14 protein-coding genes are annotated in these 14358 nt (G+C 68.5%); 6 read left to right on the top strand and 8 right to left on the bottom strand.

Translation table 11 applies throughout. The features are described from left to right. The first annotated feature begins 52 nt into the window (after nucleotides 1-52). On the top strand, nucleotides 53-535 hold the full coding sequence (locus ACZYRS_RS28285) for a hypothetical protein (protein WP_463421859.1): 483 nt from the start codon (nucleotides 53-55) through the stop codon (nucleotides 533-535). On the opposite strand, the gene ruvC is transcribed toward ACZYRS_RS28285, so the two are convergent. Genes ruvC through ACZYRS_RS28270 form a run of 3 tightly spaced genes read right to left on the bottom strand, consistent with a single transcriptional unit; the run spans nucleotide 536 to nucleotide 2935 of the window. Further along, on the bottom strand, nucleotides 536-1084 hold the full coding sequence (gene ruvC, locus ACZYRS_RS28280) for a crossover junction endodeoxyribonuclease RuvC (protein ID WP_198788029.1): 549 nt from the start codon (nucleotides 1082-1084) through the stop codon (nucleotides 536-538). Nucleotides 1085-1089: 5 nt separating this feature from the next. Further along, nucleotides 1090-2079: a phosphatidate cytidylyltransferase gene (locus tag ACZYRS_RS28275; RefSeq protein WP_463421858.1), complete on the bottom strand. Its 990-nt coding sequence runs from the start codon at nucleotides 2077-2079 to the stop codon at nucleotides 1090-1092. A 4-nt stretch (nucleotides 2080-2083) separates the two neighbouring features. Further along, nucleotides 2084-2935, bottom strand: a complete 852-nt coding sequence (locus tag ACZYRS_RS28270) for a lysophospholipid acyltransferase family protein (RefSeq protein WP_463421857.1) — start codon at nucleotides 2933-2935, stop codon at nucleotides 2084-2086. A 9-nt stretch (nucleotides 2936-2944) separates the two neighbouring features. Here ACZYRS_RS28270 and ACZYRS_RS28265 point away from each other — a divergent pair, with 9 nt between their 5' ends. After that, nucleotides 2945-3391: a ribosomal maturation YjgA family protein gene (locus ACZYRS_RS28265; RefSeq protein WP_463421856.1), complete on the top strand. Its 447-nt coding sequence runs from the start codon at nucleotides 2945-2947 to the stop codon at nucleotides 3389-3391. On the opposite strand, the gene ACZYRS_RS28260 is transcribed toward ACZYRS_RS28265, so the two are convergent. The 5 genes from ACZYRS_RS28260 to ACZYRS_RS28240 all read right to left on the bottom strand — a co-directional run bounded on the left by ACZYRS_RS28260 (nucleotide 3336) and on the right by ACZYRS_RS28240 (nucleotide 8665). After that, nucleotides 3336-4079, bottom strand: a complete 744-nt coding sequence (locus ACZYRS_RS28260; protein WP_463421855.1) for a transglycosylase domain-containing protein — start codon at nucleotides 4077-4079, stop codon at nucleotides 3336-3338. The two genes, ACZYRS_RS28265 and ACZYRS_RS28260, sit on opposite strands and share 56 nt — an antisense overlap. Nucleotides 4080-4083: 4 nt before the next feature. Continuing rightward, nucleotides 4084-4941: a shikimate dehydrogenase gene (gene aroE, locus ACZYRS_RS28255; RefSeq protein ID WP_463421854.1), complete on the bottom strand. Its 858-nt coding sequence runs from the start codon at nucleotides 4939-4941 to the stop codon at nucleotides 4084-4086. 23 nt (nucleotides 4942-4964) lie between these two features. After that, nucleotides 4965-5816, bottom strand: coding sequence for an energy transducer TonB (locus ACZYRS_RS28250; protein ID WP_198788019.1), 852 nt, complete (start codon nucleotides 5814-5816; stop codon nucleotides 4965-4967). Between the two features lie 49 nt (nucleotides 5817-5865). Beyond that, nucleotides 5866-7932: a ribonuclease catalytic domain-containing protein gene (locus ACZYRS_RS28245; RefSeq protein WP_463421853.1), complete on the bottom strand. Its 2067-nt coding sequence runs from the start codon at nucleotides 7930-7932 to the stop codon at nucleotides 5866-5868. A gap of 139 nt (nucleotides 7933-8071) precedes the next feature. Next, nucleotides 8072-8665, bottom strand: a complete 594-nt coding sequence (locus ACZYRS_RS28240; RefSeq protein ID WP_463421852.1) for a YqiA/YcfP family alpha/beta fold hydrolase — start codon at nucleotides 8663-8665, stop codon at nucleotides 8072-8074. 377 nt (nucleotides 8666-9042) lie between these two features. On the opposite strand from ACZYRS_RS28240, the gene ACZYRS_RS28235 reads away from it, so the two are divergent. Genes ACZYRS_RS28235 through tldD form a run of 4 tightly spaced genes read left to right on the top strand, consistent with a single transcriptional unit; the run spans nucleotide 9043 to nucleotide 14354 of the window. Beyond that, nucleotides 9043-9786 (top strand): response regulator transcription factor, encoded by a 744-nt coding sequence (locus ACZYRS_RS28235; RefSeq protein WP_198788015.1) that lies wholly within the window; start codon nucleotides 9043-9045, stop codon nucleotides 9784-9786. A 27-nt stretch (nucleotides 9787-9813) separates the two neighbouring features. Then, complete coding sequence (locus ACZYRS_RS28230) at nucleotides 9814-11658, top strand: sensor histidine kinase (protein WP_463421851.1); 1845 nt, start codon at nucleotides 9814-9816, stop codon at nucleotides 11656-11658. A 32-nt stretch (nucleotides 11659-11690) separates the two neighbouring features. Continuing rightward, nucleotides 11691-12845, top strand: coding sequence for a rod shape-determining protein RodA (gene rodA / locus ACZYRS_RS28225; protein WP_198788013.1), 1155 nt, complete (start codon nucleotides 11691-11693; stop codon nucleotides 12843-12845). Between the two features lie 48 nt (nucleotides 12846-12893). Continuing rightward, nucleotides 12894-14354, top strand: a complete 1461-nt coding sequence (tldD, locus tag ACZYRS_RS28220; protein WP_463421850.1) for a metalloprotease TldD — start codon at nucleotides 12894-12896, stop codon at nucleotides 14352-14354. Nucleotides 14355-14358 lie beyond the last annotated feature (4 nt).

Below are 14358 nucleotides of genomic sequence, written 5' to 3'. Positions count from 1 at the left end.
GCATGTCCGGAAACGGCATGCGGGGCGAGCTGCGCGGGCGCACGATGGCGCCATGAACACACACCCTGAACACCCCACGAGGAATCCGTTCGGCGTGCAGGATGCCCCGGACCCGGACGGCCTCGATGTGGACGCGTTCGCCGACAGCGTCGAACTGCGCGGCGACAGCGACGATCCGAATGCGCAGCCATGGGGCGCGGTGGTCGATGAGGTTCCGGACTCGATCGCGGGCGCATGGTCCAGCCGATGGAACGGCGGCGCGGACCCGGCCGTTCCCGGCGACAGCGCAGAGGCCTGGAAGGAAGGCAAGGCGATGGCCAAGGTGGCCGGCGGCCGCTTCTACCTGATGTTCGACTGGGGCAACGGCGAACGCCATGCCCTGCTCGATGTCCGCTACATCGCACCCGACACGCTGGTGGGCCGCTACATCAACCTGAGCAGCCCGGACATCACGCGCCCGTGGGTCGGCCTGATCGTGGACAACCGGCGCATCGACGGGCGCTGGACGAACGGGCGCCTGGACTTCCGCAGGTAGTCAGCGCGAGCGCCCTTGCCGGTACGTGCCGGCATGGGTCTTGGACAACTCCGCGGCCTGGGCCAGCCGCGCCATCGACCGCCCCACCTGCGCATGCGTGATCGCGATGCCCAGCGCGTCGGCCGCGTCGGCGCCGGGCAGGCCGGGCAGGTCGAGCAGCCGTTTGACCATCTCCTGCACCTGCGCCTTGGCGGCCTGGCCGTGGCCCGCCACCGCCTTCTTCATTTGCAGCGCGGTGTACTCGGCCACCGTGAGGTTGTTGTTCACCAGCGAGGTCACGCACGCGCCGCGCGCCTGCCCCAGCAGCAGCGTCGACTGCGGGTTGACGTTCACGAAGATGATTTCCACCGCCGAGGCATCGGGCTGGTAGCGCTGCGCGATTTCGGCGATGCCGTCGAACAGCACCTTCAGGCGCGCGGGCAGGTTGCCGCTGCCCAGGTGCCGCGTGCTGATGGTGCCGCTCGCGACGTAGCGCAGCGCATGGCCGTCCGCATCCACCACGCCGAAGCCGGTGGTGAGAAGGCCGGGGTCGATGCCGAGGATGCGCATGTCTGTCAGGCGTTGAAGTACCAGCGGATCGAGTGAAAGAAGATCGGCGCCGCGAAGCACAGCGCATCGACGCGATCCAGCAGGCCGTTCGCGCCGGTCACGCCCACGCCCTTCTTGCCCCAGTTCGGAATGCCGCGGTCGCGCTTGAGCGCCTTCATCACCAGGTGACCCATCGAGCCGGCGATGCAGGCGATGACCGACACCGCGAGCGCCTGCCCGAACTTGAACGGCGTGATGAACGAGAAGAGCGCGCCCACCAGGCTCGCCACCACGATGCCGATGGCCCAGCTGGTCCAGTTGAAGCTGCGGCTCACATTGGGCGCGAACGGCGTGCGCTGCGTGCGGCGCGAGATCACGTGCTGTACCAGCACCGAGGTCTGCACCACGAACACCAGGAAGAACACGAGGAACGCGCTCTTGCCCTCGTAGCCCGGAAAGCTCAGCAAGAGCAGCGCCGGCACATGGCTCATGCCGTAGACGCAGACCATGATGCCCCACTGCAGCTTGGCGTTGCGCTCCAGGAAATGGCTCGGGTCGTTGGCCAGCGCGCTCGCCACCGGAATCGCGAGGAACACGTACACCGGGATGAACACGGTGAAGAGATCGAAGCGCGCCGTCGCCACCAGCCAGAACTGGATCGGCAGCACCACGAAGAACGCGAGGATCAGGCTGCGGTGGTCGCCGCGCCGCGTGGGCGAGAGCGTGATGAACTCGCGCAGCGCGAAGAACGAGATCAGCGCGAAGAGCACCGTGGCCACCGTTTCGCCGAGCGCCCAGCCGATCCAGAACACGATCACCATGAACCAGGTGGTGCCCAGGAGCGCGCGGTAGTGCGCGAGCTCGGCCTGCCAGGTGGCGTCGTGCACCGGGTTGCGCTTCTCCCGAAAGCTCAGGAAGAAGGCCGCGGTGCTGATGATCACCAGCACGCCGAAGACGATGAGAAAGAGCGCCGCGACCTGCTGGGTCGGGGAGAGGCTGCGCAGGAACTGGTTCATGTCGTCAAACGTCGCGCAGGGCGATCACCGCGGCCCGCGCGCGGTCGAGGAAAGGGCGGCGCTCTTCGCCCTCTTCGACACGCAGCGGCGCGCCGAAGGTGACCGAGCAAAGGATGGGCACCGGCACGATCTCGCCCTTGGGCATGACGCGCTGCACGTTGTCGATCCAGGCCGGCACGAGCACCACGTCGGGGAACATCGTCGCGAGCGTGTAGAGGCCGGACTTGAACTTCTGCGGCTCGCCCGTGTGGCCGCGCGTGCCCTCGGGAAAGATGATGATCGAGTCGCCGCTGCGCAAGGCCTCGACGAGCGGCGCGAGAGGGTCGGCGGGCGGCGATGCGGGTTCGGCTTGTGGCGCCGGTTCCGCAACGAACGGCGGCGGCGCGATGGATGGGGGCGGCGGCGGTGGCGCTGGCAGATCGAGTTCGCCTTGCAGTTCGTTCACGGCTTCGGCGACCGGCGGCGCGACCGGCAGCAGCGGCTCCATCGACGGCTCGATGCGTTCGGCAGGCGCCGCAACCACAGCGGATTCAGGTGCCGGTTCGGGCACAACGGCTGCCGCAGCAGCAGGCGCCGTGGCCGCGCGCTCCACATACACCGCGTTGAACACCTCGGTCGTGATCCACCGCTTGACCGGCGTGTTGGCCCAGTAGTCGCGCGCCGCGATCGGCCGCGTGATGCTGCGCAGTTCCTCGGGCAGGGCCGCCCAGATCATCACGAGGTCGGCGTGGCTCTGGTGGTTGGCGAAATAGATGCGCTGCTCGGCCTTCGGTGGGCAGCCGTACCAGCGCGCCTGCGCGCCGGTGAGCAACCGGACGATTCCCAACAACAACCAACCTGTGAGCTTTGCCAGCATATGGGCGCGATGATACGGGCCATGCGATGGCGTTTCGATCCTCTTTCACTGGCGTGGGCGGTGGCCCTGTTCATTGTTCTTGCGCTGCTGGCCACCGTCGGCGCGCGTTGGGGGTGGCTGCGAAGTTTCTTCGGCGATGTGCTGGCCGTGGTGTGGGTGTATTTCGTCTTCAGGACCTTCATCGCCGCGCGCGTGCTGCCGCTCGCATTGGCCGCGCTCGGCGTGGGCTACGCGGTGGAACTGGGCCAGTTCCTCGCATCGGCCTGGCACCTGCACATTCCGAACCGGGCCCTGCGCATCGTGCTCGGCAGCACTGCGGATTGGTGGGATGTGGTGGCCTACACGATCGGCTTCGCGGCCGTGCTGGCACTCGAAGCGCTGCGTGCGAAGCTCGGCAAGGTCAAGGCAGCTCGGCCGACGGCATCCGCGCCACGACCGTCGACGCCCGCCCGCTGAGGTACGGCGAGCCGGGGCGGCGCTCGAAGAACTTCGGGCTCGGCAGCATCACCGCGAGCCGCGCGGCCTCGTTGGCGCCCAGGCGCGAGGCGGGCTTCCGGAAGTAGTACTGCGACGCGGCCTCGGCCCCGAACACGCCTTCGCCCCACTCGACGTTGTTCAGGTAGATCTCCAGGATGCGGCGCTTGTCGAGAAACACCTCCAGCAGCGTCGCGAGCACCAGCTCCTGGCCCTTGCGCAGCATCGTGCGCTCGCCTGAAAGCAGCAGGTTCTTCGCCAGTTGCTGCGTGATGGTGGAGCCGCCGCGCAGGCGCACCGGCTGCACCGGCTTGCCGCGCGCCGCGGCGCGGGCGGCGCGCTTGGCGGCCAATTCCTCGGCCTTGGCGTTGCGCTGGCGTGCGCGCTCGATGGCTTCCCACTCCACGCCGTTGTGATCGACGAAGCCGGCGTCTTCGCTCGCGATGACGGCGCGCTTGAGCGTGTCGTTGATCTGCGCATACGGCACCCACTCCTGGCGCCAGCCGCCCTCGCTGCCCTTCTGGAGCGCGACCTGCCAGGCCGCGGAGCGCTGGAACGCGGTGCTCTGCGGATCGATCACCGCCATGGCCGCGATGCGCACGACGAAGAACAACTCGAGCGCGATGCCCGCCACCGCGAGGCAGGCAATGAGGCGCAGCACGGCCTTCATGGGTTCAGTGACCGGCGGCGAGCGACGCGCGCAGCTCGGCCAGCACCTGGGCCGACGGCGGGCGCACGCCGCGCCAGATCTCGAACGATTCGGCCGCCTGCTCGACCAGCATGCCGAGCCCGTCGCGCGGCACCGCGCCATGCGCCTCGGCCCAGGCCATGAAGCCCGCGGCCGCGGGGCCGTACATCATGTCGACCGCGAGCGCGCCGGGGCGCAGCACCTTGGCGCTCACGGGCACCGCATCGCCGGCGAGGCTGGAGGCGGTGGCGTTGACCACCACGTCGAAGGCGCCCGGCACTTCGTCGAGCGCCCAGGCTTCGAGCGTGGCGCCGTGGCCGAGCGCGAGCGCCGCATGGCGCTGGACCACCGCGATCGCCTTGTCCACGGTGCGGTTGGCCACCACGATGCGCGAGGCGCCCGCATCGAGCAGCGGGCCGAGCACGCCGGCCGCCGCGCCACCGGCACCGATCAGCAGCAGTTCCTTGCCTGCGAGCGGCACGCCCGCATTGCGCACGATGTCGTTGACCAGGCCGATGCCGTCGGTGTTGTCCGCGTGGATGCTGCCGTCGGCCTCGAAGCGCAGCGTGTTGACCGCCTGCGCGAGCGTGGCGCGCGCGCTCGTGTGCTCGGCCAACGCGGCGGCCTCGAACTTGAAGGGCACGGTGATGTTGCAGCCGCGCGCGCTGTCGCCGCGCTCGGCGGCTTCGCGGCGGAATGCGGCGATGCCTTCGGCGAAGGCGCCCAGCGGAATCAGCCGGCGGCCATAGTCCATCTGCTGGCCGCAGAGTTCGGCGAAGCGGGCATGGATGCGCGGCGAGCGGCTGTGCTCGACGGGGTTGCCCATGACGCAGTACAGGTCCATTGCTGCGGTCTCGCTGCTTCTGCTTATTGAGAGATTTCCATCGTGCCGTCGCGCGCGAAGCGGAACGTGCCCTGGATCACCATCTGGTCGGCCTGCTCCTGGCGCATCGCGGTCGTGAACTTGCCGAAATTGCCGGTGCTGCGGACGATGGCCTGCGCGCGGCGGTCGAGCGCGATGTTGCCCGAGCTCTGGTCGACCACGGTGGCGAGCACGTTGCCGTCGAAGTTGACGGTCAGCGTCATCTTGAGCTCGCCGTACAGCTTCTTGCCGGCCAGTTCGGGGAAGTTTTCGGCGGCGCGCGCCTCGACGCGGCGCAGCATGGTGTCCACATACACCGCGAAGGCGGCCTCGCGCGTGGAGGGGCTGATGTAGCGCTTCTTGGGACGCGAGTTTTCCTCGTTCACGCGGCGCTCGATCTGAGCCAGCAGCTCGACCATCTGGCGGCGCTTTTCTTCCTGCGCGGCGGCTTCGGTCGGCTCGCCCGCATTGCGCGGATCGCGCACCGGCATGGCGGCGATGTCGCGCCGCAGCTGCGTGATCATCTGCATCTGCTCGGCCTGCAGGGCGTCGACCTGTTTGCGTGCGTCTTCGAACGAATCGCCCACGGCGGTGAAGCTCGATGGCGGCAGCGGGCTGGTCGCGCGGCCCTTGTCGAGGTCGCCGCCGCCCGCGAGCGAGGTCTGCGCCATCAGCTTGGCGTTCGCATCGGGCCGCTCTTTGGTCTTGCTGTTGACCAGGATCACCTCCAGCGGCGTGTCGGTGAACGCACGGTTGAACGACTCGGGATCGACGAAGCGCACCGCCAGCAGCGCGGCATGCGCAATGACCGACACGCCCAGCGCAATCTGCAGCGTGCTGAGGTCCTTGAAGTTCATTCTCGAAACTCCTCCAGGGGGCGCACTTCTCCGGACGTCTGGCCGAAGTTCATGCAGGTGTGGGTGTGTTCTCCGGCGCGGCTTCGCTGTCGCTCAGGTCGACGGCAATGGCGATCGGGCCGGCGACTTCTTCTTCGTCCTCGCCGCTCTCGTCCTCGGCCGAGGCATCGGCCTTCGGTGCGTCCAGGCGCTCGAGCACGGTGCCGCTCACGTCCAGCGCGATCTCGTCGATCTCGCCGAGCTTCACGCGCAGGCGCGCACCGCGCTCCTGCTGGCCGGCGACCGGGAACACCAGCGGCAGCGCATCGGCACGCACCAGCGCGCCGTTGGGGATGTCCTTGATGACCGTCGCTTCGAGCTCGGTGATGCCCTGCTGCTGCAGGTACTTGAGCGTCCAGAAGCGTTCCATGCCGCCCTGGTAGCCGTTGTACGTGGCATAGGCGGCGTCGAAGCCCGAGAGGATCGAGAACAGGTCGGCGTCCTTCGGCTTGAAGGGCGCGGCCAGCGCGGCGGTCTTGCCATGGCGGGCGGCCGCGATGATCTGCCACTGGTTCACCAGGTCGGTGTAGCGGCGCAGCGGCGAGGTGCTCCATGCATAGCTCTTCACGCCCAGGCCCGCGTGCGGCAGCGCGCGCGTGCCCATGCGCACCTTGATGCCGGGCGCCAGGCTCGCTTGGCTGCGGTAGAGCCCGGGCACGCCGAGTTCGCCGAGCCAGCCGCCCCAGCTGCTGTTGGCCAGGATCATCGCTTCGGAGACGATCAGGTCGAGCGGCGCGCCGCGCTGGCGCGTGGTGATCTGCACCTGCTCGTTGCCGGTGGGCTCGTTGCCGTCGTTGCCGACGAGGCGGAAGTTGTAGTCGGGCCGGTTGAAGTTCTCGGGCTTGCCGCGCACCACTTCGCGCTGCGCCTTCAGTTGCTTGGCAAGGCGGAACAGGAAGGAGAGCGGGGCGCGCAGGTTCGCGGCGGCGTCGGGCGTGTTCTCGCTCGTGACCGCGGCGTCTTCGAGCCAGGGCTGCGTGACGACGCTGTCGAGCTGGTCATGGCGCAGGTTGGCGACGATCGGCACGCGTTCGAGCTTGGTCTCGGTGCCTTGCAGCTCGAGCGTGGCTTCGTCGAAGCGCGCGTAGAGCGACACGGCCGGGCGGTCGGCGCCTTCGAGCAGCGTGTAGGTGTTGACCACCTCGTCGGGCAGCATCGTGATCTTGTAGCCCGGCATGTAGACCGTCGACATGCGCGCGCGCGCCACGTTGTCGATGGCGCTGCCGGGCGTGAGCGCCAGGGCCGGCGCCGCGATGTGCACGCCGACCGTGACGGTGCCGCTGCCCAGGCCCTGCACCGAGAGCGCGTCGTCGATTTCGGTGGTCTGCGAATCGTCGATCGAGAAAGCCGCAACGCCGGTGGCGACGGGCAATTCGTCCGCGATGGCCGGTGCCGCGAGCGCGGGAAAGCCGGTGCCCTTGGGGAAGTTCTCAAAGAGGAAGCGGCGCCAGTGGAACTGGTAGGGCGAGTCGATCGCGCCGGCTCGCTCCAGGAGGTCGAGCGGCGGACGCTGCGTGGCGCGCGAGGCATCGACCACGGCCTTGTATTCGGGGGCGTTCTTGTCGGGCTTGAACAGGATCTTGTAGAGCTGCTCGCGGATCGGCGGCGGGCACACGCCCTCGGCCAGTTGCCCGGCCCATTCGACGATCTGCGCCTGGACGGCCTTCTTCTTCTCGATGGCGGCGAGCGCCTGCTGCACGATCTCGGCCGGCGCCTTCTTGAAGCGCCCCTTGCCCGCGCGGCGGAAGTAGTGCGGCGCCTCGAAGAGCGCGAACAGCGCGGCCGCCTGCTGGGCGAGCGATGGCTTGTCGCTGAAATAGTCGGCCGCCAGGTCGGCAAAGCCGAATTCGCCTTCGGCGGCGAACTCCCAGGCCAGGTCCAGGTCCATCGCGGCGGCGAGCGTGCGCGCCTCGGCGATCAACTCGGCCGGGGACGGTTTCTCGAAACGCAGAACGATGTTGGCGCCCTTGACCTTGACGCGCTTGCCGGTCTCGAGCTCGACCTGCGCGGAGGCTTCGGCCTCCGACAGGACACGGCCGCCGAGGTACTTGCCGGCTTCTTCAAACAATACAAACATGAAGCGATTGTCCCACGCGGAATCGAAGGGGATTCCATTCCAGGGATGCCGCGGAACCGGCTTTGCCGGGCCGCAGGCATCGCCCCCTGCAAGGGGGTTGGCGCAGCGACACGAAGTGCGCGCAGCCTGGGGGTGTGCTCTATACCGGGTTGATGAACGCCATCACGTCATCGAGGTGTGCCGTCTCGAAATCCGACAGCGCATGGTCGCTGCCTTCCAGCAGCTTGATGTTGCTGTCCGGATAGCGGGCCGACATCTCGTGCCAGTCGAGCGCCTCGTCGCCCTTGGCGATGACGGCGAAGACGCGCTCTGGCCGCGTGAGCGAGCCGACTTCCATGGCGCGCAGTTCGTGGATGTATTCGGGCCGGAAATAGAAATGCTCGGCCGGGTCGTGCCAGACGGTCTGGTCGCCGATGTAGCGCGTGAGGTCGCGCGCCGGATGCACGGCCGGGTTGAGCAGCACCGCGCGGCAGCGCGTCATGCCCGCGACGTAGGTGGCATAGAAGCCGCCCAGCGACGAGCCGATCACGGCCATCGACTTGCGCGGCCAGTCCGCGATGCCCTTCATCACCATGTCGATGGCGTCGTGCGGCGACGGCGGCAACTGCGGGCACCACCACTGCAGGTTCGGATGCGCCTTGGCCACGCGCTGCGCCACGAGCCTCGCCTTGGTCGAACGGGGCGAGGAACGGAAGCCGTGCAGGTACAGCAGATGGGTGGTTTGCGGGTCCATGGGGGGAAGGACGGGAAGAGCGGGAAGGTGCGAACGCCGCACCTGGCTGGCCGAAGCGCGGTGATTTTGCATGAGGTCCGTGCCCGCAAAACGGCTTGCGGGATTCAAAAACCCTGCAGCAAGTGGCTCTTGGGGAAAGCGATAACTCATAACGACTTACATCGCATGAACACCTCGCCGGCCTGGGCCCGGCGTCGGCCGTCCGGCTGGAATTCGAAAGTATTCATGGTCTGCTCCTCGTTGCCGCCGTCGCACGCGCGGCGGTGGACCAGCTGCAGAAGAAAAAATGAAAACGCCCGATTCTCGGGAGGCGATTGGCACTGCGCATCCCATGAAACGGGTATGCATGTACGCCATTCGGCGGAGCATCGAGGCTTATGCTTCTGCCCATGAACACAGAGGCACTGGATGACGGGACGCTGCGCCGATGGGGCGTGCTCGTGGTCGAGGACGACAGTCGCGCGCGCGCTTTCTTCGAGGCGAGCGTGCAGCGCAGCCCGCACCTTTTCTGGCTCGGGAGCGCGGGCACGGTGCAGGAGGCGCTCGGCTGGCTGGCGCGCACCGCGACGATCCCCGACGTGCTGCTGGTCGACCTGGGCATGCCCGACGGCACGGGCCTGGACGTGATCCGCGATGCCGTCGCGCGCTTTCCCGGCTGCGAGCCGTTGGTGGTGTCGGTCTTCGGCGATGAAGAGAACGTGCTCGCCAGCATCGAGGCCGGCGCCGTGGGCTACATCCACAAGGACGCCGCGCCCGAGGACATCGCGCAGACCATCGTGGAGATGAAGGCCGGCGCATCGCCGATCTCGCCCATGATCGCGCGCCGCGTGCTGGCCAAGTACCGCAGCCTGCAATCGGCCAGCATCCTCGGCTTGGGCGCCGCCGCACCCGAGGCCGCCTTCGACGAGAACGAGCGGGGCCTTCTTTCCGCGCGCGAGCACGAGGTGCTGACGCTGATCGCGCGCGGCTTCTCGTATGCGGAAATTGCGCGGCTCAAGGGCCTGAGCGTGCACACGGTGCAGACCCACATCAAGAACCTCTACGGCAAGCTCGCGGTGCATTCCAAGAGCGAGGCGGTCTTCGAGGCCACGCGCCTGGGCCTGCTGCCTCACCCGGGCTGAGGACGGATGCTGGCGAGGCTGGTGTCTGTGCGCTCGCTTGTCTCGCTGTGGCTGGCCGTGCTGTTGGCGGGCGCCGCGGGTTTCGCAGCCGCGGCGGCGGAGCCGCTCCAGGCGGCCGATGGCTCCATCGAACTGCGCCGCGGCACCATCACGACGTCGGTCGACGGCATCACCCGCACCGGGCCGGTCGAGCTCTCCTACCACTGGGACCGCCAGCACCGGGGCCGCCCCGGCCTTGCGAGCTTCGACCTGCCGTTCACGCTTACGGCCGCGCCGGACACGCCCTGGGGCATCTTCATTCCCCGTGTCGGCAATGTCTTCGAGGTGCAGCTGAACGGGGCGCTGCTGCAGGTCTACGGCGACATGAGCGTGGGCAACGAGGCCGACTACGCCAAGGCGCCCATCTACGTGCCGGTGCCCGGGCGCCTGCTGACCGCCGGCGAGAACCACCTGCAGATCCGCCTGCGCGCCGACAGCGCCCGGCGCGCAGGGCTTTCGCGCGTCGTCGTCGGCCCGGCGACGCCGGTGCGCACCGAGCTCTTCGAGAGCGCCTATGCCTGGCGCTTCACCGGATCGGTGCTGCTCACGGCCTTCAGCCTGATCGTCGGCAGCATTGCGCTGGCGCTCTGGCTCACGCAGGTGGACACCGGCGCCGTGGGCCGCCACCGGCGCGACGGCATCTATCTGTGGGCGGCGCTCGCCGAGTTCTGCTGGGCGATCCGGGTGGCCGACGGCGTGATCGCCGAGCCGCCACTGCCCTGGGTTCCGTGGGGCGTGCTGATGGCGGCCTGCTATGCGGGCTGGGCGGCGTCGGCCATGATGTTCTGCTACCACCTCGCGGGGTGGGCCCGCAATCCGCGCCTGCAGTGGCTGCGCTGGCCGCTGGCCGCGGTCGTCGCCGGAACGGTCGTGGCGAGCACGCTGGCGCTGCAGCGCGAGCAACCGGTGTGGCTCACCGGCTGGCTCGCCATCGAGATCGTGGTCATCGGCGTCTTCGTCGGCGGCTTCGTGGTGGCGACCGTGCGGCACCCGAGCACCGAGCGGATGCTGGTGGCCATCGCGGCGCTCGTCACGGTGACCTTCGGCATGCGCGACTGGCTGGTGATACGTCTGAGCGACGCCTACGGGGAGACCACCTGGGTGCGCTATTCGTCGATCTTCTTCGGCATCGCGCTGCTCCTGATCGTGCTGCGGCGCTTCCACGCCGTGAGCACGCAGGCGCGCGGCTGGGTCGCTGCGCTGGCCGACCGGGTCGCGCAGCGCGAGCGCGAACTGGCGCTCACCTATGCCGAGCTCGAACAGGTGGCGCGCGACCAGGCCCGCACCCACGAGCGCGAGCGCATCCTGCGCGACATGCACGACGGCGTGGGCTCGCACATCAGCTCGGCGATCCGGCAACTGCAGTCGGGCCAGACCAGTTCCGAGGAACTGCTGCGCACGCTGCGCGACTCGCTCGACCAGCTCAAGCTGTCGATCGACTCGATCCACCTGCCGCCGGGCGACGTCGGGGCGCTGCTGGCGGCGCTGCGCTACCGGCTGGAGCCCCGGCTGGCGGCGGCGGGCATCGAATTCGAATGGGCGGTGGACGAGGTCGCGCCGGTGCAACTGCTCGACGCGCACGCCATGCGGCAACTGCAGTTCCTGCTCTTCGAGGCCATCTCCAACGTGCTGCAGCACGCCCAGGCGAGCGTGCTGCGGATCGAGGCCGACATGCAGGGCGACACCGTGCGGCTGCGGGTGATCGACAACGGCCGGGGCTTCGACGCCTCGCAGGTCCCGAGGGCGCTCCTGGAGCGGGCCGGCGCGATCGGCGCGGTGCTGGCGGTCGAAAGCCGAGCGGGGCGCACGGTCGTTCAACTGGCTTTTGGCTGAAACGGGTTTCGGGGCGCGGATAATCCGCCCCCATGTCCGCCGTGTTCAATCAGCCCTCCCTGGCGCGCCGCATCGCGCCCATCTTCCAGGGCTTCGACGGCTTTCTGGCCTTCGCCGTGCTGCTGCTGGCCTTCGCCGGGCTGCTGACCATGTATTCCTCGGGCTACGACCACGGCTCGCGCTTCGTGGACCATGGCCGCAACATGCTGCTGGCCGGCTTCATCATGTTCGTGGTGGCGCAGGTGCCGCCGCAGCGGCTGATGATGTTCGCGGTGCCGCTCTACGCGGCCGGGGTGGCGCTGCTGATCGCGGTGGCGCTCTTCGGCATCACCAAGAAGGGCGCGCAGCGCTGGATCAACGTCGGCGTGGTGATCCAGCCGAGCGAAATTCTCAAGATCGCCATGCCGCTGATGCTGGCCTGGTGGTTCCAGCGGCGCGAAGGCCAGTTGCGGCCGCTCGACTTCGTGGTGGCCACGGTGCTCTTGGCGGTGCCGGTCGGGCTCATCATGAAGCAGCCCGACCTGGGCACGTCGCTCCTGGTGCTGGCTGCGGGCATGGCGGTGATCTTCTTCGCCGGGCTGCCCTGGAAGCTGATCGTGCCGCCGGTGCTGATCGGCGCGGTGGCGGTCACGCTGATCGTGGGGTTCGAGTCGAAGCTGTGCGCCGACGGCGTCGACTGGCGCGTGCTGCACGACTACCAGAAGCAGCGCGTGTGCACGCTGCTCGACCCGAGCAAGGACCCGCTGGGCAAGGGCTTCCACATCATCCAGGGGATGATCGCCATCGGCTCGGGCGGCGTCGGCGGCAAGGGCTTCATGCAAGGCACCCAGACGCACCTGGAATTCATTCCCGAGCGCACCACCGACTTCATCTTCGCCGCCTATTCCGAGGAATTCGGACTGGTGGGCAACCTGGCGCTGATCTCGGCCTTCATCCTGCTGATCTTCCGCGGGCTGGCCATCGCGACCAGTGCGGCGACGTTGTTCTCGCGCCTCCTGGCGGGGGCGGTCACGATGATTTTCTTCACCTACGCCTTCGTGAACATGGGCATGGTGAGCGGCATCCTGCCGGTGGTGGGGGTGCCGTTGCCGTTCATCAGCTACGGCGGGACGGCGATGGTGACGCTGGGGCTGGGGCTGGGCATCCTGATGTCGATCGCCCGGGCGAGGAAGCTGGCGCAGAACTAGTGCCCTTGGCGGCGGCGCGGAGCAGGGTGGCTGCCTAGAATGGTGGTCATGATCTCTCGCGAACCCACCATCGAGCGCCTGGCAACAGCCCAACAACTCTTGCTCACGCCGTTCGGCCTGGACGAATCGCACCTGAGCAAGGCCCTGGCCGAGATCGCCTCGCACAAGGTGGACGACGCCGACCTCTACTTCCAGTACACGCGCAGCGAAGGCTGGAGCCTCGAAGAGGGCATCGTGAAGACCGGCAGCTTCAGCATCGACCAGGGCGTCGGCGTGCGCGCGGTCAGCGGCGAGAAAACCGCCTTCGCCTATTCGGACGACATCTCCGAAGCCTCGCTCCTCGACGCGGCCCGCACGGTCCGCTCGATTTCCTCCGCCGGCCGCACCGGCCGCGTGAAGACGCCCACCCGCAAGATCGCCTCGAGCCGCTCGCTCTACAACGGCGTCGATCCCATCTCCACGCTCGACAGCACGGCCAAGGTCAAGCTGCTCGAGAAGACCGAAAAGCTGGCGCGCTCGCGCGATCCGCGCGTGGCGCAGGTCATGGCGGGCCTGGCGAGCGAATACGACGTGGTGCTCGTGGCACGCGCCGACGGCACGCTGGCCGCCGACGTGCGGCCGCTCGTGCGCCTGTCGGTCACGGTGATCGCCGAGCAGAACGGCCGCCGCGAAGTCGGCTCCGGCGGCGGCGGCGGGCGTTTTGGCCTCGCCTATTTCGACGACGAGCAGATCGCCGAATACGTCGACCAGGCCGTGAAGGCCGCGCTGACCAACCTGGACGCCCGCCCCGCGCCGGCCGGCGAAATGACGGTGGTGCTCGGCTCCGGATGGCCCGGCATCCTGCTGCACGAGGCCATCGGCCACGGACTGGAAGGCGACTTCAACCGCAAGGGCTCCAGCGCGTTCTCGGGCCGCATCGGCCAGCGCGTGGCGGCCAAGGGCGTCACGGTGCTGGACGACGGCACGATCGCCGACCGCCGCGGCTCGCTCAACGTCGACGACGAGGGCAACGCCAGCCAGCGCAACGTGCTGATCGAGGACGGCATCCTCAAGGGCTACATCCAGGACTCGATGAACGCCCGCCTCATGAAGGTCAAGCCCACGGGCAACGGCCGCCGCGAGAGCTACGCCCACGTGCCGATGCCGCGCATGACCAACACCTACATGTTGGGCGGCGACAAGGACCCCCAGGAAATCGTGGCCAGCATCAAGAAGGGCCTTTACGCCACCAACTTCGGCGGCGGGCAGGTCGACATCACGAGCGGCAAGTTCGTGTTTTCGGCCAGCGAGGCCTTCTGGGTCGAGAACGGCAAGATCCAGTACCCGGTCAAGGGCGCGACCATCGTGGGCAACGGCCCCGACGCGCTCACCCGCGTGACCATGATCGGCAACGACATGAAGCTCGATTCGGGCGTGGGCACCTGCGGCAAGGAAGGCCAGAGCGTGCCCGTGGGCGTCGGCCAGCCGACCCTTCGGATCGACGGGCTGACTGTGGGTGGAACGGCCTGAAGGC

The organism is Variovorax sp. AC194 (genome assembly GCF_979257995.1).
Note: the sequence above shows the minus strand (reverse complement) of the source record. Positions and strands in the feature narration are given on the sequence as shown.

What these genes read in the sequence shown, in the direction of transcription:
- ACZYRS_RS28285 (WP_463421859.1), top strand. Translation starts at nt 53, where the DNA reads ATGAACACACACCCTGAACACCCCACGAGGAATCCGTTCGGCGTGCAG.
- ruvC (WP_198788029.1), bottom strand. Translation starts at nt 1,084, where the DNA reads ATGCGCATCCTCGGCATCGACCCCGGCCTTCTCACCACCGGCTTCGGC.
- ACZYRS_RS28275 (WP_463421858.1), bottom strand. Translation starts at nt 2,079, where the DNA reads ATGAACCAGTTCCTGCGCAGCCTCTCCCCGACCCAGCAGGTCGCGGCG.
- ACZYRS_RS28270 (WP_463421857.1), bottom strand. Translation starts at nt 2,935, where the DNA reads ATGCTGGCAAAGCTCACAGGTTGGTTGTTGTTGGGAATCGTCCGGTTG.
- ACZYRS_RS28265 (WP_463421856.1), top strand. Translation starts at nt 2,945, where the DNA reads ATGATACGGGCCATGCGATGGCGTTTCGATCCTCTTTCACTGGCGTGG.
- ACZYRS_RS28260 (WP_463421855.1), bottom strand. Translation starts at nt 4,079, where the DNA reads ATGAAGGCCGTGCTGCGCCTCATTGCCTGCCTCGCGGTGGCGGGCATC.
- aroE (WP_463421854.1), bottom strand. Translation starts at nt 4,941, where the DNA reads ATGGACCTGTACTGCGTCATGGGCAACCCCGTCGAGCACAGCCGCTCG.
- ACZYRS_RS28250 (WP_198788019.1), bottom strand. Translation starts at nt 5,816, where the DNA reads ATGAACTTCAAGGACCTCAGCACGCTGCAGATTGCGCTGGGCGTGTCG.
- ACZYRS_RS28245 (WP_463421853.1), bottom strand. Translation starts at nt 7,932, where the DNA reads ATGTTTGTATTGTTTGAAGAAGCCGGCAAGTACCTCGGCGGCCGTGTC.
- ACZYRS_RS28240 (WP_463421852.1), bottom strand. Translation starts at nt 8,665, where the DNA reads ATGGACCCGCAAACCACCCATCTGCTGTACCTGCACGGCTTCCGTTCC.
- ACZYRS_RS28235 (WP_198788015.1), top strand. Translation starts at nt 9,043, where the DNA reads ATGCTTCTGCCCATGAACACAGAGGCACTGGATGACGGGACGCTGCGC.
- rodA (WP_198788013.1), top strand. Translation starts at nt 11,691, where the DNA reads ATGTCCGCCGTGTTCAATCAGCCCTCCCTGGCGCGCCGCATCGCGCCC.
- tldD (WP_463421850.1), top strand. Translation starts at nt 12,894, where the DNA reads ATGATCTCTCGCGAACCCACCATCGAGCGCCTGGCAACAGCCCAACAA.